Origin of the sequence: Methylorubrum sp. GM97 (assembly GCF_024347855.1) — a bacterium.
In the GTDB taxonomy this organism is placed as follows: domain Bacteria; phylum Pseudomonadota; class Alphaproteobacteria; order Rhizobiales; family Beijerinckiaceae; genus Methylobacterium; species Methylobacterium extorquens.
This window is the reverse complement of record NZ_AP025942.1, coordinates 5,020,872-5,039,487: the sequence shown is the minus strand read 5'-3', so window position 1 is coordinate 5,039,487 and position 18,616 is coordinate 5,020,872. Positions and strand designations below refer to the sequence as shown.

Below are 18,616 nucleotides of genomic sequence, written 5' to 3'. Positions count from 1 at the left end.
ACGGGTCGCGCCAGCGCGCACCGGCCGGCGAGAGGTTTGAACGATGCGTTTCGCCCATTTCTTCGTCGACCGGCCGATCTTCGCCTCGGTCACGTCGATCATCTTCCTGATCGTCGGCTTCGTCGCCTACGAGAAGCTGCCGGTCTCGCAATATCCCGAGATCGTGCCGCCGACCGTGACCGTGCGCGCGAGCTTCCCCGGCGCCAACGCCGAAACGGTGGCCGCCACGATCGCGACGCCGCTGGAGCAGGAGATCAACGGCGTCGACAACATGCTCTACATGACGTCGTTGTCGACCAACGACGGCGCGATGCTGCTGACCGTGACCTTCAAGGTCGGCACCAACCTCGATATCGCCAACGTGCTCGTCCAGAACCGTCTCTCGGTGGCGCAGCCGCGCCTGCCGCCGGACGTGCGCAACCTCGGCGTCACCGTGCGCAAGGCCTCGCCCGACCTGATGCTGGTCGTGCACCTGCTCTCGCCCAAGCGCACCTACGACCAGAACTATCTGGCCAACTACATCTACCTCAACATCCGCGACGAGCTGCTGCGCCTCGACGGCGTCGGCGACATCTCGATCTTCGGCGGCAACGAGTATGCCGAGCGGGTCTGGATCGATCCGCAGAAGATGGCCGCCTACGGCCTGACCACCACCGACGTGACGAGCGCGCTGCAGGAGCAGAACGTGCAGGTCGCGGCCGGCCAGCTCAACGGCCCGCCCGCCGCGCCGGGCGCCGCCTTCCAGCTCGTGGTTCAGTCGCAAGGGCGCTTTCAGTCGCCGGAGCAGTTCGCCGACGTCATCGTCAAGGCGAATGACGGGCGCCTCGTGCGCGTGCGCGACATCGCCCGCGTCGAGATGGGCCAGAAGGACTACACGACGAACTCCTTCCTCAACGACACGCCCGCGGTCGGCATCGGCGCCTTCCAGCGGCCGGGCACCAACGCGCTCGAGGCCGCGGAATCGGTCAAGGCGACGATGGAGCAGTTGAAGAAGAACTTCCCGCCGGACGTCGAGTACCGCATCGCCTACAACCCGACGGAGTTCATCGAGGAGTCGATCCACGAGGTCTACAAGACCCTGTTCGAGGCGGTCCTCCTCGTCGTCATCGTCGTGCTCGTCTTCCTCCAGAGCTGGCGCACGGCGCTGATCCCGGTGATCGCGATTCCCGTGTCGCTGGTCGGCACCTTCGCGGTGATGTCGGCGCTGGGCTTCTCGCTCAACAACCTCACCCTGTTCGGTCTCGTGCTCGCCATCGGCATCGTGGTCGACGACGCGATCGTCGTGGTGGAGAACGTCGAGCGCAACATGGCCGAGGGGCTCTCGGCCGGCGAGGCGGCCCACAAGACCATGGACGAGGTGGGCGGGGCGGTCATCGCCATCGCCCTCGTGCTGGCGGCGGTGTTCATCCCGACCGCCTTCATCCCCGGCATCTCGGGCCAGTTCTACAAGCAGTTCGCGCTCACCATCGCGGCCTCGACCATCATCTCGGCCTTCAACTCGCTCACCCTGTCGCCGGCGCTCTGCAAGCTGCTGCTGAAGCCGCACCACGAGCACAAGCCGCCGAAATTCTTCCTCACCCGCTTCCTCAACTGGCTGGCGCACCTGTTCAACCGCGGCTTCGACGCGCTGTCGAACGGCTACGCCCACTCGATCCGCTTCCTGACGGGGACGGCCATCGGCGTGATCGCCATGCTGATCCTATATGCCGGCGTGATCGCGGGCACGCTGCACCTCGCCCGGACGACGCCCACGGGCTTCATCCCGGACCAGGATCAGGGCTACCTCATCGGCGTCGTGCAGTTGCCCGCGGGCTCCTCGCTCGACCGCACCACCGATGCCGTGAACCGTGCCGCCAAAATCGCCCGCGGCGTCGACGGCATCACCAACACCGTCATCATCGCGGGCTTCGACGGCGCGACCTTCACCAACACCACCAACGCGGCGGTGATGTTCCTCACCCTCAAGGGCGCCAAGGAACGGGCCGCGCAGGGCCGGAGCGCGGCCGTCATCACCGGCGACGTGCTGAAGGCGACGGCTGGCATCCAGGAAGCGCGCATCATCGTCATCCCGCCGCCGCCGGTGCGCGGCCTCGGCCAGGGCGGCGGCTTCAAGATGCAGATCGAGAGCCGCCAATCCTCCGAGATCGGTCCGCTGCTCGCGGCCGCCGGCGAGGTGATCGGGCAGGCCAACCAGAGCAAGGATGTGACGCGGGTCTTCACGACCTTCGGCAACGACACGCCGCAGCTCTACCTCGACATCGACCGCACCATCGCGCGCATGCTCAACGTGCCGCTCGCCAACGTCTTCTCGACCGTGCAGACGGCGTTGGGCGGCGCCTACGTCAACGACTTCAACACCTTGGGCCGCATCTATCAGGTGCGCGTGCAGGGTGACGCGGTCTACCGCATGTCGCGCCGGGACATCGAACAGCTCAAGGTGCGCTCCTCGACCGGCGCCCTGGTGCCGATGGGCACGCTCGCCTCGATCCGCGACATCGCCGGCCCGCAGATCGTGCAGCGGTTCAACCTGTACTACTCGGTGCCGCTGCAGGGCGTGGCGCAGCCCGGCGTCTCGACCGGTCAGGCGCTCGACACCATGGAGGAGATCGCCAAGCGGGCCCTGCCCGAGGGCTATTCCTACGACTGGACCGAGATCGCCTTCCAGCAGAAGGCGGCGGGCGACACGGCGATCTACGTCTTCGCGCTGGGCGTGCTCCTCGTCTTCCTCGTGCTCGCGGCGCAGTACGAATCCTGGGCGCTGCCGCTGGCGATCCTGCTGGTGGTGCCGACAGGCGTGCTCGCCGCCCTGTTCGGGGTGCAGTTGCGAGGGCAGGACAACAACATCCTGACCCAGATCGGACTGATCGTGCTCATCGGTCTGGCCGCCAAGAACGCGATCCTGATCGTGGAATTCGCCCACGACATCGAGAACAGCGAGAACAAGGGCCCGGTGGATGCCGCGGTCCAGGCCTGCCGCCTGCGCCTGCGCCCGATCCTGATGACGGCCTTCGCCTTCATCCTCGGCGTGCTTCCGCTGGTGATCGCCACGGGCCCCGGCGCCGAGATGCGCCAGGCGCTCGGCACGGCGGTGTTCTTCGGGATGATCGGTGCGACCTTCTTCGGTCTGTTCCTGACGCCGGTCTTCTACGTGGTGATCCGCAAGGCGGTGATCTGGATCGGAAGGAAGCGCGGCAAGGACACGCATGGCGGCGACGGGCATGGCGCGCCGCACGGAGCCCCAGCCCACGGCTGAGCCTCCCCGCGCAAGCGCTGAACATCGAGAAGGCCCGCCCATCTTCGGATCGGCGGGCCTTCTCGTATCCAACGGTCCAGGCTCGCATCGTCGCAGCGTCGCCCCCGCCGCAACTCCGCCCGCACAGCGCGCATTGACGGGCAGGTTGAGCGCAGGAGGATACGGTTTGGCAGGGCAGGGACGAACAGGTGCTGCGCGGGTCGCCGTGGTGACGGGCGGAAGCGCCGGGATCGGCCTCGCCACGGCCCAGCTTTTCGCGCAACGCGGCTGGTCGGTGGCGATCCTGGCACGCGGTGCCGAGCGTCTCGCCGAGGCCGAGGCGCTGCTCGCCCGCGAGGGTGGGCGCGTGCTGGCGATCCCGGCCGATGTGGCCGACGCCGCGGCGGTCGAGGCGGCGGCCGACCGGATCGAGCAGGAGCTCGGGCCGATCCGGGCCTGGATCAACAACGCCATGACGACGATCGTCAGCCCGGCTGACCAGGTCACGCCGGAGGAGTACCGCACCGTCACCGGGGCGACCTATCTCGGCACCGTCCACGGCACGCTGTCGGCCCTGCACCGCATGAAGCCGCGCGACCGCGGCGTGATCGTGCAGGTCTCCTCGGGGCTGGCGATCCGTGCGGCTCCGCTCCAGGCGCCCTATTGCGCAGCGAAGTTCGCGATCAGCGGCTTCACCGACTCGCTGCGCGCCGAACTGATCCACGAGAACAGCAAGATCGCGCTCAGCGTGGTCTACCTGCCGGCGGTCAACACACCGCAATTCGGCTGGACCCGCACCCGGACCGGCCACGGACAGCGCGCCCCCGATCCCGTCTTCGATCCACGCCTGTGCGCCGAGGCGATCCACCACGCGGCCGAGCGGCCGACCCGCGAGGTCTGGGTCGGACGGACCTCGGTGCTGATGGCAGCGGCCCAGGCCCTCCTGCCGTCCTACGCCGACCGCAAGGCGGCGCAGAGTTGGGACGACATGGTGGAGGACAAGGCGGTCCCGGATCGGCGCGGCAACCTCGACGCACCGGCGCCGGGCGCGGCGCGCATCGACGGTGCCATGAGCGAGCGGGCCAAGACGACCCGCTCCGAGTTCTGGACCAGCCGGGAGCGCGATGCCCTCGTGCTCGGTGCCGTCGGCGCCGCCCTGCTCGGAACCGCCCTGGCGGCGCGCGCTCTGCGCCGGCCGCTGCGTCTGCTCGGGCGGCTCTGAGCGAAAGCGCATTCCGACGAAGTGGTCACCGGTTCGTCGAGAGAATGCACGTCAAAACAAAGAGCTAGAGCGCCGGCCTGATGCAGTCAGGTCGGATACGGCTCGAGCCCTTTCTTCACCCGCAGCGGACGGATAGGACCGTCCGATCTCCGGCCCGCCCGCGGGCACCCATGAGGACTTGCCCGTGCCCGGTTACCTGCCCTTCGCCGGCGCCCTGAAGCTGCCCGCCTATACCTGCGACAATTGCGGGTTCTGGCAGCGCCACTTCGAGGCGCCGCCGCATTGCCCGATGTGCCTCGACGCCCGACACGTCGTGCCGCAGGATGGCTGGCGCTTCCGCACCACGCGCGAGGCGCAAGACGCCTTTCCCTGCCACTGGGAAGAGCTGGAGCCCGGAATCTGGCGTTTCTGGAACGATCCGGTTTCCGGCATCGGCCCGAGCGCCTACCTGATCCGGACCGAGAACGGGAATATGGGCTTCGAGGCCTGCCCCGTCTTCAGCGAGGCGGCGCTCGACCAGATCGAGCGGCTCGGCGGGATGCAGGTGCTCTCGGCCTCGCACCCGCATTCCTACGGCGCGCTGGTGCAGCTTCAGGACCGCTTCGACCCGGAACTGTGTCTGCCGGCGGCCGACTTCATCTGGAGCGCGGCGCTTCAGGTCTCCTGGCCCTACGACGACTTCCTCGAACCCCTTCCCGGCTTGGAACTGCACCGCACCGCCGGCCATTTCGACGGCCACGCCGTGCTGTTCGACCGCAAGCGCAAGATCTGTTTCTGCGGCGACGCGCTCAAGTTCGAGCTCGACCCGAACGACTTTCGCAAGGCGCTGACGATCTCGGCCCACAAGGCCTTCGTGCGCGGCGTGCCGCTCACCGTGAACGAGCTGCGCCGCTATCGCGACGTGTTCGAACGCCTCGATTTCACCCAGACCTGGACCCCGTTCGAGCCTGCCGCCAATGTCGGCCGGGCCGAGGTCGTGGCGCTGATCGATGCCATGCTCGGCAGCCGGCCCCACGCCGCACCGGTGCCGCTGGACCATCTGCGCCGCAGCACCTGAGCGCCACTGACGACACCGCTCGCAGGCCGGGCCGGACGGAAGACACGCGTCCCATCCGGTTCGCAGGGGAGGGCGAGCGGTCTGAAGGCCGCTCCCTTCCGACTATCCTCGAAGAGGCTGCGAAGTGGGCTGATCTTCGAACCCCACGCGGACGGGGAGGAGACACCGCCAGCGCAATGGCGAATTTATATCATATGTTACTAGCGTAGTTGCGGTCTGTGCGACGCATGTCGAAACAAGATTGCAGCCTACAGACGATTGCAACGCTCTACACCAGAGATTTTAATCCATAATTTACCCAGAAAATGAACATTCGTCATAAGGGGCGGATGAAAGACATCGAGCGAAATCGCCGAGATCCGCCCTCGATCAATGACGACATCGCTCTGGCGACGTGGCTGCCAGAGAAAGATTGCGTCACGGGGGTTCTGTGATGTTCCGTAAGCCCAAGCAAAGTGACGCCCAAGCGAAGCTCGATGCACTCGATCGATCGCTCGCGACCATTGAGTTCGCGATGGATGGGACGGTTCTCGACGCGAACCGGAACTTTCTCGACGCGATCGGCTACGAGCTCGACGAGATCAAGGGCCAGCATCACCGCATCTTCGTCGAGGCCGCCTATGCCGAGAGCGCCGATTATCGCGCCTTCTGGGAGACGCTGCGCGGCGGCAAGTACGCCTCGGGCGAGTTCCCCCGTCTCGGCAAGTCCGGACGCAAGATCTGGCTGGAAGCGACCTACAACCCGGTGCTCGGGGCGGACGGCAAGCCGGAGCGGGTGATGAAGTTCGCGACCGACATCACCGCCAAGAAGAACGAGACGAGCCGGCTGCTGACGATGATCGACGGTATGCCCGTCGCCGTCATGACGGTGGACCCGAAGGACGAGTTCAAGATCAACTATCTGAACAAGACCTCGGTGACGACGCTCTCCACCATCGAGGAGCATCTGCCGATCAAGGTCTCGGAGATGATGGGCCGCTCCTTCGACGTCTTCCACAAGCACCCGCAGCATCAGCGGACGATGCTGGCCGACAGCAGCCGCCTGCCGCACCGGGCCAAGATCCGGGTCGGCCCCGAGACCCTCGATCTGCGCGTCTCGGCGATCCACGGGCCCGAGGGTGAGTATGTCGGCCCGATGGTGACGTGGTCGGTGATCACGGCGCAGGTTCAGATGTCGGCGGACGTCTCGCGGGTGGTCGAGGCGGTGCGGTCGGCAGTGGAGCGGATGGGGTCCTCGGCGGAGGAACTGTCGCGCTCGGCCGAGGACGCCCGGCAGCGCGCGGCCTCGGTGGCGGCGGGCTCGGCGCAGATGACGGCGTCGATCCAGGAGATTTCGGGGCAGGTCGGCAGCGTGTCCGAGCGCGCCCAGCGGATCGCGGCCCAGGCCGAGACAACCGATCTGACGGTGCGCCAGCTCGCCGAGAACGCGCGCAAGGTCGATGCGGTGGTGGCGATGATCCGCTCGATCGCCGATCAGACCAACCTGCTCGCCCTCAACGCCACCATCGAAGCGGCCCGCGCGGGCGCGGCCGGCCGCGGCTTCGCCGTGGTCGCCGCCGAGGTGAAGGCCCTGGCCGAGCAGACGGCGAAGGCGACCGGCGAGATCTCCGGACAGATCGCCGCGATCCAGAGCGCCACCGGCGAGGCGGTCGAGGCCATCGGCACGATCACCGCGGCGGTGACGGACCTCTCGGGGCTCACCCTCGCCATGGCGAGCGCGGTCGAGGAGCAGGCGGCCTCGACGCACGAGATGTCCGGCAACATCGTCGGCGTGTCCTCGGCGGCGGACGCCACCGGCAGCCATGTCGACTCGGTCCGCACCATCGCCGAGGATCTCGCGACGCATTCCGCCGGCTTGGGCGCGAGCGTCGAGAAGTTCCTCAAGGCAAGCTGAGGCTAGGCAGCGGACGGGAAGAGCCGCGCAGAGCCGATGTGCCGCATGTCACGACAATCGGTCGTGCCATGCAACCGGGCGCCGCCGAAGGGCTTATCACCACTTCCGCCCTTCGGCGGTCCGAGCCCGTCATGATCGACAGCACACGCCTCCTCCCGCCCGGCTTCGGCCTTTCGACGGATCCCGTCCTGTTCGGTGTGTCGGAGGGTCTCGCACGGCTGCTGCCGTTGCCGGACGACGACTTCGCCGCCCTTTGCCAGTCCGGTACGGGCGGGGAGAGCGCCGTCCTCACGCTCGCCTCGGTCGAGCCCCCGGCGGAGGCGGACCCGGCGGGCTGAAGGGGAGGGAGAAGGGCCGCCCTCCTGCGGCCACGTTCCTGGCCAGACTGCGCCGCGCAACGATCCGCGGAGACGCCCTCTTTCATGTCCTTCCTTCAGGGACTTCCGATCGCCGACCTCATCGCCCATTACGGCTACCTTGCCGTCTTCGTCGTCGTCGCGCTGGAGAGCGCGGGCGTGCCGATGCCGGGCGAGACCATCCTGATCTCGTCGGCCGTCTATGCCGGCAGCACCGGCAGCCTCAACGTGGTCCTCATCGTCGCGGCCGCGGCCGCGGCCGCGATCCTCGGCGACAACGTCGGCTACTGGGTCGGGCGCCGCTGGGGCATGCCGCTGCTGCTGCGCTACGGCCACCTCATCGCCCTCGACCATGGCCGGCTGAAGCTCGGGCAATACCTGTTCCGGGAGCATGGCGGAAAGATCGTGTTCTTCGGACGCTTCACCGCGATGCTGCGCGCCTATGCGGCGGTGCTGGCCGGCGTGAACCGGCTCGATGCGCGCCGCTTCATGCTGTTCAACGGCCTCGGCGGCGTCGCCTGGGCCGGCATCATGGGCTTCGGCGCCTATGCCTGCGGCCGCTCAATCGAGCACATCGTCGGCCCCGTCGGCCTCGCGCTGCTGGCCTTCGTGGTCTTCGGTGGACTGGCGCTCTGGCTGTTCATGAAGCGCCACGAGGAGCGGCTGCTCCTGAAGGCGGAAGCCGCGATCCCCGGCCCGCTGACGCACTGATCTTTTTCGAAGACAGACCGCGACGGCAATCGATGCGAGCCCCTCGCCCCGCACGCGGGGAGAGGGCTTCGGCGACCTTGTCGTCGCCGAAGCGAGGCGGCAGCCGATGGTGAGGGGGCGGCTCAGACAGAGTCCCTTCTGGAGCCGCCCCCTCACCATCGCTTCGGCTAAGCCTCCGCTTCCCGCAGGCGCGACAGGGTGCCTGCGGGCCTCGCCCCGCACAGCGGGGAGAGGGAGGGAAGCCTTATCCGGCGACTGCTGCCTTGATCGCCGCGGCGACGCGCTTCACGCCGCCGGAGACATCACCGCCCTTGAGGTGGATTCTCAGCGCCCGGCGCTTGCGCTCGGACAGCACGGCGAAATCGCCCCGCGCCTGCGCCGCGATCACCGTCTTGAACCCGAGCTTGCGCCCGGGGATCGGCAGGTCGGCCGAGGGGTCCGCGGTGATCTGGAGGAACACGCCGGAAGCGGGACCACCCTTGTAGGCCTGCCCGGTCGAGTGGAGGAAGCGCGGGCCGAACTCGAGGCAGGTCGCGACCTGACGCGCGTCGCGCACCGTCAGCCGGGCCTCCTGCAACGCCGCTTGATGCGCCTCGTTGCGCTCCACATAGGCGAGCACGGCGACGTAGTCGCACGGCTTCACCCGCGCCAGATGCGCGGCCACGATCGCCTCGAAGCCCTCGCCGGAGCGCAGGGCCTCCGCGTTGGCCGCATCGGCATAGAGCGCGACCGTCTCGTCCTCGAAGATCGGCGTCTCGGCCGGCAGGGCGCCGGTCTCCTCGGCGCTGGCGAACAGCTTCTTCGTCTCGATCTTGCTCGCCTCGACATCGGGCTGGTCGAACGGGTTGATGCCGAGCACCGCCCCGGCCACGGCGGTCGCGATCTCGAAGCGGAAGAATTCCTGCGGGAGCTGTTCCACCTTGTCGAGATCGATGCGCACCACCGGCTGCGCCTCGCTCTCCAGGATCTTCACCGCCTCGTCCTGGCGCGCATCGGCCTGGCTGGTCAGGCGGAGATACACGAACAGCCGGTCCTCGCCGTAGACGGCCGGCACGCCGACCGGCTCGCCCTCGACGGGGATGATGCCGACGCCTTCCTTACCGGTCGATTCAGCGATGAGCTGCTCGGCCCAGGTGCCGAAGGTGCCGATGCCGGGGGAGGCGATGATCGTGATCTTGTCGCGCCCGAAATCCTTGGCCGCGACACCCATCGCCGCGCCGAGGCGCACGCCGGGATTCACGGCGGGCGGCACCGCCGGCCCGCAGGAGCGGACCATCATCCGGGCGCTGTCGAGGAATTCGCGGATCTCGACGCCGGCCGCCGCCGCGGGAACGAGACCGAAGGCCGAGAGCACGGAGTAGCGCCCGCCGATCTGCGGCACGCCCAGAAAGATCTTGCGGAAGTTGTCGTCCTTGGCGGCCTTTTCCATCGCCGAGCCGGGATCGGTCACGGCGACGAAATGCCGGCCCGCCTTGTCGGCGCCGACGACCTCCTTCATCCGGCCGAGGAAGTAGTCGCGGAACACGTTGGGCTCGAGGGTCGAGCCGGACTTCGAGGCGACGATGAAGAGGGTCGTCTCCAGGTTAACCGCGGCCTCGACGGCGCGGACCTCGTCCGGGTCGGTCGAGTCGAGGATGCGCAGCTTCGGGAAGCCCTCGCGGTGGCCATAGGTGGCGGAGATCACCTCCGGGCCGAGGCTGGAGCCGCCCATGCCGAGCACCACCGCATCGGTGAAGCCCTCGGCACGGACCTCCTCGGCAAAGCTCTCGTAGAGATCGACCCGCTCCAGCTCGTCCTCGACGATGCGCAGCCAACCGAGCCACTTGCCCTCGTCACGGCCTGTCCAGACGGTGGCGTCGTGCGCCCAGAGCCGGCGGATCGCGCCGCTCGCGCGCCAGGACTCGACCGCCTTGTCGGTCGCCGCCTGAAGCGGCTCGTCGAACTTGAAGGTCTGCGCGTCGAGCCGATGGTCGAGCAACGCCGCCCGCTTGCCCGCGACCGCGCCGAGCAGAGCGTCGGCGGCATCGACGAAGAGCTGCACGCCCTCCTCGACGAGCTGGCGCGCCACCGCCTCGATGTCGATGCCGGCCTCGGCCAACCGTGCCATCACGGTCTCGGCCTCGCCGATATTCTCCTCCAGCGTCGCGCGCACCCGGCCGTGGTCGCGGAACGCGTCCATGGTGGCCGGCGGCATGGTGTTGACGGTGTTCTTGCCGATCAGCTCCTCGACGTAGAGCACATCGGAATAGGCCTTGTTCTTGGTGCCCGTGGAGGCCCAGAGCAGGCGCTGCGCCTTCGCCCCCTTGGCCTCCAGCGCCTCCCATTTCGGCCCGGAGAAGATGCGCTTGTAGCGCTGGTAGGCGAGCTTGGCGTTGGCGATCGCCACCTTGCCCTTGAGATCCTCGTAGCCGCCGACCTCGTCCAGCTTCTTATCGACGAGGCTGTCGATGCGGCTGATGAAGAAGCTCGCCACGCTCGCGACCTTCGAGACGTCGCCGCCCTTGGCGCCGAACTCGGTCAGCCCGTCGATGAAGGCGTTGGCGACCTCCTCGTAAACGCTCTGCGAGAACAGCAGCGTGATGTTGACCGAGATGCCCTCCGCCGTGAGCTGGCGGATCGCCGGCAGGCCGGCGGGGGTGGCCGGCACCTTGACCATGAGGTTGTCGCGCCCGACCGCCGCGTGCAGGCGGCGGGCCTCGTTCAAGGTCTCCTCGGTGTCGAGGGCGAGGTAGGGGGAGACTTCGAGGCTGACATAGCCGTCGGCGCCGTCGCTGGTGTCGTAGACCCGGCGCAGGACGTCGGCCGCCGCCTGGATGTCGGCGATGGCGAGCCCCTCGTAGAGATCGATGACGCGGGCATCGCCCTGGCTCAGCACGGCCTTGAGGCTGTCGTCGTACTCGGCCGAGTGGCCGATCGCCTTCTCGAAAATGGCCGGGTTGGAGGTGACGCCGCGCAGGTCGTCCTTCTCCACCAACGCCTGGAGTTCACCCTTGGCGATGAAGCCGCGGGCCACGAAATCGAGCCAGACCGCCTGCTCGTGCTCGGCGAAGAGGGCGTTCAGCGCGTTCATCTCTAGCGTCCTCGCGTAATTCTTGTGCGTCCCCGTGCCCAGTAGATAGGGCGGTCGCGGGCGCCTTAACCCTCCCCCCTCTGCGGGGGAGGGTGCCCTGCGGATGCAGGGCGGGAGAGGGGCCGGCTCCAATCTTTCTAGAGCCGGCGCTCCCCTCACCCGACCCGCTTCGCGGGCCACCCGCTCCCGCTTCAGGGGAGAGGGTTCAACGTCTGCGCGCCCTACTTCTTGTACTTGGCCGCCTGCGCGCGGGCCGCTTCGATCACCTTCTCGGCGGTGAAGCCGAACTTGCCGAGCAGATCCTTGATCGGAGCCGAGGCGCCGAAGGTGTGCATGCCGACGATCGAGCCCGAGGAGCCGGCGTAGCGGTCCCAGCCGATCACGCTGCCCTGCTCCACCGCCACGCGCGCCAGAACCTCCGGCGGCAGGACGCTGTTGCGGTAGGCCTCATCCTGGCGCTCGAACAGCTCCCAGGACGGCATCGAGACGACGCGCGCCTTCACGCCCTCGCCCTTCAGGGTCTCGTAGGCGCCGACGCAGAGCTGCACCTCGGAGCCCGTGCCGATCAGGATCACGTCCGGCGTTCCCTCGCTATCGGCGAGCACGTAGGCACCCTTCGCGGTGCCGGAGGCGGGGGCGTATTTCGAGCGGTCGAAGGTCGGCAGCGGCTGGCGCGACAGGGCCAGCACCGCTGGCTGATTTTTCAGCGAGAAGATTACGCGGTAGGCCTCGGCCACCTCGTTGGCGTCGGCCGGGCGCAGGGTCAGGAGACCGGGGATGCAGCGCAGCGAGAGGATCTGCTCCACCGGCTGATGGGTCGGCCCGTCCTCGCCCACGCCGATCGAGTCGTGGGTGAAGATATGGAAGACCGGCAGCTCCATCAGCGAGGCGAGCCGGATCGGCGGGCGCATGTAGTCGGCGAAGACGAGGAAGGTCGCGCCGTAGGCGCGCAAGCCCACGAGCCCGAGCCCGTTCACGATCGAGCCCATGGCGTGCTCGCGCACGCCGAAATGGATGTTGCGCCCGCCCGGCTCGAACGGCGTCAGCGAGCCCGCGCCCTCGAAAGTGAGGTTCGACTTGTTGGACGGCGCCAGATCGGCCGAGCCGCCGAGCAGGAACGGCACGTGCTGGGCGATGGCGTTGAGCACCTTGCCCGAGGATTCGCGCGTCGCGAGCCCCTTGGCGTCGGCCTCGAAGACCGGGATGTCGCGGTCCCAGCCCTCGGGCAGGCGGCCTTCGAGGAAGGCCGACAGTTCCTCGGCATGCTCCGCATCCGCCGCCTTTGCGGCCTCGAAGAAGCCCTGCCACTGACTGTAGAGCGCGGCGCCGCGCTTGCCGATGCCGTCGGCAAAGGTGTCGTAGACGCCGTCCGGCACCAGGAACTCGGAGTCCTCCGGCCAGCCATAGGCGCGCTTGGCGCCCTTCACCTCGTCGGGGCCGAGCGCGTCGGAATGGGCCTTCGACGTGTTCTGCTTGGTCGGTGCACCGTAGCCGATGATCGAGTTGACGATGATCAGGGTCGGGCGGTCGCTCGATTGCAGGAAGGTCTCGAGCGCCGAGGCGATGGCGTGGGTGTCGTTGGCATCGGCCACCCGCAGCACCTGCCAGCCATAGGCGAGGAAGCGCGCGGCGACCTCTTCCGAGAAGGCGAGTTCGGTGTGGCCCTCGATGGTGATGGTGTTGTTGTCGTAGATCCAGCAGAGGTTCGACAGGCGCAGGTGCCCGGCGATCGAGGCGGCCTCCTGGCTGACGCCCTCCATCAGGTCGCCGTCCGAGCAGATGGCGTAGACGTTGTAGTCGAACAGCGGCAGGTCGGGCCGATTCAGGCGCTCGCCCTTGAAGCGGCCGCCCATCGCCATGCCGACGGAGTTCGCCACGCCCTGGCCCAGCGGCCCGGTGGTGGTCTCGACGCCGGTGGTGAAGTGATATTCCGGGTGGCCCGGCGTGCGGCTGTCGAGCTGCCGGAATTTCTTGATGTCGTCCAGCGAGATGGCGGGGGAATTACCGCCGTCCTTCTCGGCCACGCGGGCCAAGTGCAGCAGCCCGTAGAGCAGCATCGAGGCGTGACCCGCCGAGAGCACGAAGCGGTCGCGGTTCGGCCAATGCGGATGGGCCGGATCGTAGCGCAGATACCGGTTCCACAGGGTGTAGGCGACGGGCGCCAGCGCCATCGGCGCGCCGGCATGTCCGGAATTGGCCTTCTGCACCGCGTCGATCGCGAGCGTCCGGATCGTGTCGATCGCGAGCTTGTCGCCCTGGCTCAGGGCCGCCTTCGGGCTCGTGTCTGCACCGCTCATGGAGTTACCGTCTTTCTCGCTTCCATCGCCCGCCGTCTGACGGAGTGCGACTACTGCGCTGCGATGGATTCGCCTACCCTCGACTCGGATACGTCCGCGCCGCTGCCCCGTTCCTTCGCAGGACCGGTCGCGCGGCTGTAATTGAGGATCGTGTTGACGAGCGCAACATGCGTGAACGCCTGAGGGAAGTTCCCCACCAGCCGTTTCGCGTGCACGTCGTACTCTTCGGAGACCAATCCGAGGTCGGTGCAGACACCGATCAGGCGCTCGATCAGGTCGCGAGCCTCGTCGCAGCGGCCGAGGCCGATCAGATTGTCGGCGTACCAGAAGCTGCAGGGCAGGAAGGCACCCTCGTTGCCGGGCAGGCCGTCGGTGGTCTGGCCTTCGGTCTCGTAGCGCAGGATGAAGCCCTCGCGCATCAGATGCGATTCGACCGCCGCCACCGTGCCGACCACGCGGGGATCGTCCTGGGGCAGGAAGCCCATATGCGCGATCAGCAAGAGGCTCGCATCGAGCGCCTTGCTTCCGTAGGATTGGACGAAGCTGTTCAGCTCCGGGTCGAACCCCTTGGCACAGACCTCGGCGTGGATCTCGTCGCGGATCGCCCGCCAGTGCGCGAGTGGCGCTTCGACGGTGTGCGGATCGTCGTCACCCATCAGCTCGACGCTGCGAATCGCCCGGTCGAAGGCCACCCAGGCCATCACCTTGGAATGGACGAAGTGGCGCCGCCCGCCGCGCACCTCCCAGATGCCCTCATCGGGCTGGCGCCACGCCGTCTCGAGGTGCTTGATGATCGCTTGGCCGACGCGCAGGCCGTCCTTGTTCTGCCCCATGCCGCGGGCACGGGCCTGGAACAGGGCGTCGAACAACTCCCCGTAGACGTCGAGCTGGAACTGCGCGATCGCCGCGTTGCCGACGCGCACGGGCCGCGAACCCTCGTAGCCGGGCAGCCAATCGAGTTCGATCTCCGGCAGCAGCCGCTCGCCGGCGATGCCGTAGAGGATGTGCGCCTGCTCCGGGTTGCCGGCCACCGCCCGGGTCAGCCAGTCGCGCCACGCGCGGGCCTCCTCAATGTAGCCTGAATCCATCAGCGCCAGCAGCGTGAAGGTCGAGTCGCGCAGCCAGCAGAAGCGGTAGTCCCAGTTGCGCACGCCGCCGAGTTCTTCCGGCAGGGACGTTGTGGGCGCGGCGACGATCCCGCCGGTCGGTTGGTAGATCAGCGCCTTCAGCGTCAGGAGCGAGCGGCGCAGGATGGCGTCCCAAGGCGTCTGGAGCGTGCAGCGGCTCGACCATTCGCGCCAGAAGCGGTTGGTGTCGTCGAGCCAGCGGCGCGGCTCGATCGGTGCAGGATCGTCCTCGTGCGAGGCGCCGTAGCTCAGCACGAAGCGGACCGCGTCGCCCTTGTAGACCGTGAATTCCGAGATCGTGGTCTGGTGGGCGGAGCCGCGCATCGGCGCGTTGGTGCGCAGGACCACCTTGTGCGGCCCGGAGATGGCGCGCAGATCCCCGAGTTCGCTGCGCGACACCCAGGGCACCGCCGAGCCGTAATCGAAGCGCACGGCCAGCTCCATCCGCATCGCCATCCGGCCGCGCACCCCCTCGACGAGGCGGATCACGTGGCTGCCGTCGCCGACGGGCATGAAGTCGGTGACGCGGACCTCGCCCTCATGGGTCTTGTGCGTGGTCTCCAGCACCAGCGAGCCGCCGCGGTAGCGCCAGGAATGCTGCGCCCCCTCCGCCGCCGGAGCGAGCTTCCAGAAGCCGTGCTCCTCCGTTCCGAGGAGGCTCGCGAACAGGGCCGAGGCATCGAAGCGCGGCATGCACAGCCAGTCGATGCTGCCGTCGCGCCCGACCAGGGCCGCGGTGCGCCCGTCGCCGATCAGGGCGTAATCCTCGATCCGTCCCGCCATCCCGGTCTCCGTCGCCGTACCCTGAGCCGAACGACGCGGGGGATACGCGGGCTTCGGCCTCACTCGCAGAGCATCACGCACGAAAAAGCCGCCGCGTCGGCGACGCGGTGGACGTGATCGCGGTTCTGCTCCGCGCGAAGTGGCGCAGCGGCCGCGCTTCGCAAGGTTTCGGGGCTAACGATTGTGAAGACCGCGCGCTTGGCGGCGCACCGCGCTCCGTCTCAGCGCAGATCCGAGACGAGGCTGACGACCGAGCCGCTCAGGCTTGTGACGCTGGTCGTGACCTTGGTCGCCGCGCCGGAGCCGGCCGTACGGGCCGCATCCCAGACCGCGTCGACGGCGGCGAAGGGGAGGGCGCCTGCGGGCAGGACGCGATCACTCTCGTCCTCCACACGCGCCATGGCGGCTGGGGCCGAGACGACCGGCTCGGACGCGGCTTTCGCCGGGCTCGCGGGCTGCGTCGTCGCCATCCGGCTCGCGGTGGCGCGCCGGCGCTCGGTTCGGGTGGCAAGGCGCGGGGGGCGGGCCTGCGGTGGGGCGGCCTCGTTTGCGGCGACGAGGGGCACGAGGCGGGCGAAGGCCTCGCTGGCCGGACCCGCCTCGACATCGGCGAGCAGGGCCTTGCCCGGATCGAACACCGTGAAGCCGGGCGCCGCAGCCATGGCCGGCACGGGCCGCGCCGATTCGACCGGCGGCATGGTCGGCCCCTTGGCCGGCTCGCGGCAGACGAGCGACAGCAGGGCGGCGGCCACGGCGAGGCCGAGGGTCGGCAGCAGGGGGGGAAGCACGGCGCGAGGGGTCGCGGACACGTCCGGCTTTCGCAGCGGATCGACGACGCGCATGAACCGGCCCCTCCTGATAGATTCGCGAGCGGCTTGAGTGTGCGCCCCGGTTTGCGGCAGAAGCGGGGCCGGCCGATGTCGGTTTGTAACTGTCGTTATGGACCGGGCGGGCATACGGCTTGCCTGCGATGCGTCCGCCCCTCACGAGGCAGGTGCGTCCGCACGTGCCTCCATGTAGACGGACCGCCTTCTTTACCCCGTGCCTTCCTCGCCTATGCCTTCCTCGAACGGATCGAACCACTCCGGCCCTCGATGACCGAGACCAGCCTCACCGTCGCCGTGATCGATCCGAGCCGCGCCCGCGCCGCGATCCTGGAGGAGGGCCTTCGCGCCTCCGGCGTCGGCAACGTCGTCGTGCTTGCGGACGGGCCGGACCTCCAGGCGCGGGTGGCGAGCCTGAAGCCCGACGTGATCGTGGTCCATCTGGAGAGCCCGAGCCGGGACGTGCTGGAGCAGATGTCGGGCCTGTCCCGGCAGGCCGAGCGGCCGGTGGCGATGTTCGTGGACCGCTCGGACCAGACCATGATGCAGGCGGCGGTCGATGCGGGCATCTCGGCCTATGTGGTGGACGGGCTGCGCTCGGAACGGATCCGGCCGATCCTCGACATCGCGATCCTGCGCTTCAATGCCTTCGCCCGGCTCCAGCGCGAACTCGACGAGGCCCGCTCGGAACTCGCCGACCGCAAACTGATCGAGCGCGCCAAGGGCATCCTGATGACGCGCAAGGGCATGAGCGAGGACGAGGCCTACAAGCTCCTGCGGCGGCAGGCGATGAACGAGAAGCGCAAGATCGTCGACATCGCCCGCGCCATCGTCACCGCGGCGGATCTACTCGGATGAGGATCAGACTCGGATACGTCCCCCTCACCGACGCCGCCCCCGTGATCGCGGCGGCGGAACTGGGCTTCGCACGCGCCGAGGGGCTCGAGATCGAACTCGCGCGCGAGCCCTCCTGGGCAACCCTGCGCGACCGGCTGGCGCTCGGCCATCTCGACGCCGCGCACATGCTCGGGCCGCTCGCCATCGCCAGCGCGCTCGGGCTCTCGGGGCCGGAGGCCCGTCTGAGCGTGCCGATGGCGCTCGGCCTCAACGGCAACGCCGTGACCGTCTCGAACGCGCTCTGGGCGGCGATGGCCCCGGAGAGCGACGGGCTCGGTGACGTAGCTGCGGCTTTCTCGGCGGTCGCCCGCGCGCGGGCCGGGGAGGGGCGTCCGCTCGTCATCGGCACCGTGCATCCCTTCTCCAGCCATTCCTACCAGCTCCGCCTGTTCGCCGGCCTGAGCGGGCTCGACCTCGACGCAACGGTGCGGCTGGTCGTGGTGCCGCCGCCGGAGACGGTGGATGCGCTCCGGCGCGGGCGGATCGACGGCTTCTGCGTTGGCGCTCCCTGGAACAGCGTCGCGGTCGCCGCCGGCCTCGGCCGGATCGCGGCACTCGGCTGCGAGATCGCGCCCGACTGCCCGGAGAAGGTGCTGGCGCTGCCCGCGGAGGGGGCCGACTTCACGGCACCTTTGGTCAGGGCCGTCCACCGCGCCGGACTTTGGTGCGCCGCCCCCGAGAATCGCGAGGCCCTGAGCCGTCTGCTCGCCGAACGGGCAGAACTCGACGCGGATGCCGCGCTTCTCGCGCGCACGCTCAGTGGCGCGCTGATCGTGGATCGGGACGGAACCGAGCGGGCGAACCCGGACTATCTGCGCCTCGACGCGGCGACCCACCGGCCGGACCGAGAGCATGCCCGGTGGCTGGTGGCGCAGATGGCCGCCTGCGGGCAGGTGGCGTCCGGCGGCGACGCGGCGGACCGGGCGGCGGCGCTCTACCGGCCCGACCTCTTCGCCGCAGCCATCGGCGGCTGATCACTTTTTCAGCCGCATGGGACCGGCTTGGGCTGCATCGCGCAGCAGCATCGGCCCATTTTTTGTGCACCGCATGAAATTGTTGGGCCGCTGAGCGCGGGCAGCGCAGCAAACCCGTGATGCCGGCGCTCCGAGAGGGGCGGCACGCTCTTCCGCGCAATTGGCACGGCTC

The 18,616-nt window shown here is 68.7% G+C and carries 12 protein-coding genes; 8 read left to right on the top strand and 4 right to left on the bottom strand.

Features of this window, described 5'->3' with window-relative positions:
* Positions 1 to 43 precede the first annotated feature (43 nt).
* From MSPGM_RS23365 to MSPGM_RS23340, 6 genes are all read left to right on the top strand, one after another.
* Entirely contained in the window at positions 44 to 3,253 is a 3,210-nt protein-coding gene (locus tag MSPGM_RS23365; protein WP_003600165.1) for an efflux RND transporter permease subunit, read from the top strand.
* A gap of 166 nt (positions 3,254 to 3,419) precedes the next feature.
* Complete coding sequence (locus MSPGM_RS23360; protein WP_003600163.1) at positions 3,420 to 4,454, top strand: SDR family oxidoreductase; 1,035 nt, start codon at positions 3,420 to 3,422, stop codon at positions 4,452 to 4,454.
* A 184-nt stretch (positions 4,455 to 4,638) separates the two neighbouring features.
* A complete protein-coding gene (locus tag MSPGM_RS23355) occupies positions 4,639 to 5,511 on the top strand; it encodes an MBL fold metallo-hydrolase (RefSeq protein WP_003600161.1) in 873 nt (290 codons plus the stop codon).
* 433 nt (positions 5,512 to 5,944) lie between these two features.
* The gene (locus tag MSPGM_RS23350) at positions 5,945 to 7,405 is read left to right on the top strand and encodes a methyl-accepting chemotaxis protein (protein ID WP_003600160.1); all 1,461 of its coding nucleotides are present in this window, start codon (positions 5,945 to 5,947) and stop codon (positions 7,403 to 7,405) included.
* Between the two features lie 131 nt (positions 7,406 to 7,536).
* A complete protein-coding gene (locus MSPGM_RS23345) occupies positions 7,537 to 7,743 on the top strand; it encodes a hypothetical protein (RefSeq protein WP_003600158.1) in 207 nt (68 codons plus the stop codon).
* A gap of 84 nt (positions 7,744 to 7,827) precedes the next feature.
* A complete protein-coding gene (locus MSPGM_RS23340) occupies positions 7,828 to 8,472 on the top strand; it encodes a DedA family protein (RefSeq protein WP_003600157.1) in 645 nt (214 codons plus the stop codon).
* 244 nt (positions 8,473 to 8,716) lie between these two features.
* Here the strand turns inward: MSPGM_RS23340 and MSPGM_RS23335 are convergent, their stop codons facing one another.
* From MSPGM_RS23335 to MSPGM_RS23320, 4 genes are all read right to left on the bottom strand, one after another.
* Entirely contained in the window at positions 8,717 to 11,542 is a 2,826-nt protein-coding gene (locus tag MSPGM_RS23335; protein WP_003600150.1) for a bifunctional transaldolase/phosoglucose isomerase, read from the bottom strand.
* Between the two features lie 221 nt (positions 11,543 to 11,763).
* Complete coding sequence (gene tkt, locus MSPGM_RS23330; RefSeq protein WP_003600149.1) at positions 11,764 to 13,839, bottom strand: transketolase; 2,076 nt, start codon at positions 13,837 to 13,839, stop codon at positions 11,764 to 11,766.
* 50 nt (positions 13,840 to 13,889) lie between these two features.
* A complete protein-coding gene (locus MSPGM_RS23325; protein WP_003600147.1) occupies positions 13,890 to 15,749 on the bottom strand; it encodes a glycoside hydrolase family 15 protein in 1,860 nt (619 codons plus the stop codon).
* Positions 15,750 to 15,970: 221 nt separating this feature from the next.
* Entirely contained in the window at positions 15,971 to 16,591 is a 621-nt protein-coding gene (locus MSPGM_RS23320) for a hypothetical protein (RefSeq protein ID WP_015857558.1), read from the bottom strand.
* 252 nt (positions 16,592 to 16,843) lie between these two features.
* Here MSPGM_RS23320 and MSPGM_RS23315 point away from each other — a divergent pair, with 252 nt between their 5' ends.
* Both MSPGM_RS23315 and MSPGM_RS23310 read left to right on the top strand, forming a co-directional pair.
* Entirely contained in the window at positions 16,844 to 17,431 is a 588-nt protein-coding gene (locus MSPGM_RS23315) for an ANTAR domain-containing response regulator (RefSeq protein ID WP_003603356.1), read from the top strand.
* Complete coding sequence (locus MSPGM_RS23310) at positions 17,428 to 18,444, top strand: CmpA/NrtA family ABC transporter substrate-binding protein (protein WP_003603355.1); 1,017 nt, start codon at positions 17,428 to 17,430, stop codon at positions 18,442 to 18,444. The genes MSPGM_RS23315 and MSPGM_RS23310 overlap by 4 nt, the downstream gene beginning before the upstream one ends.
* Positions 18,445 to 18,616: the final 172 nt, after the last annotated feature.

Excerpts from the sequence above, each read along its gene's own strand:
- MSPGM_RS23310 (WP_003603355.1), top strand. The coding sequence starts at position 17,428 with ATGAGGATCAGACTCGGATACGTCCCCCTCACCGACGCCGCCCCCGTG.
- MSPGM_RS23320 (WP_015857558.1), bottom strand. The coding sequence starts at position 16,591 with ATGCGCGTCGTCGATCCGCTGCGAAAGCCGGACGTGTCCGCGACCCCT.
- MSPGM_RS23350 (WP_003600160.1), top strand. The coding sequence starts at position 5,945 with ATGTTCCGTAAGCCCAAGCAAAGTGACGCCCAAGCGAAGCTCGATGCA.
- MSPGM_RS23335 (WP_003600150.1), bottom strand. The coding sequence starts at position 11,542 with ATGAACGCGCTGAACGCCCTCTTCGCCGAGCACGAGCAGGCGGTCTGG.
- MSPGM_RS23345 (WP_003600158.1), top strand. The coding sequence starts at position 7,537 with ATGATCGACAGCACACGCCTCCTCCCGCCCGGCTTCGGCCTTTCGACG.
- MSPGM_RS23315 (WP_003603356.1), top strand. The coding sequence starts at position 16,844 with ATGACCGAGACCAGCCTCACCGTCGCCGTGATCGATCCGAGCCGCGCC.
- MSPGM_RS23325 (WP_003600147.1), bottom strand. The coding sequence starts at position 15,749 with ATGGCGGGACGGATCGAGGATTACGCCCTGATCGGCGACGGGCGCACC.
- tkt (WP_003600149.1), bottom strand. The coding sequence starts at position 13,839 with ATGAGCGGTGCAGACACGAGCCCGAAGGCGGCCCTGAGCCAGGGCGAC.
- MSPGM_RS23365 (WP_003600165.1), top strand. The coding sequence starts at position 44 with ATGCGTTTCGCCCATTTCTTCGTCGACCGGCCGATCTTCGCCTCGGTC.
- MSPGM_RS23340 (WP_003600157.1), top strand. The coding sequence starts at position 7,828 with ATGTCCTTCCTTCAGGGACTTCCGATCGCCGACCTCATCGCCCATTAC.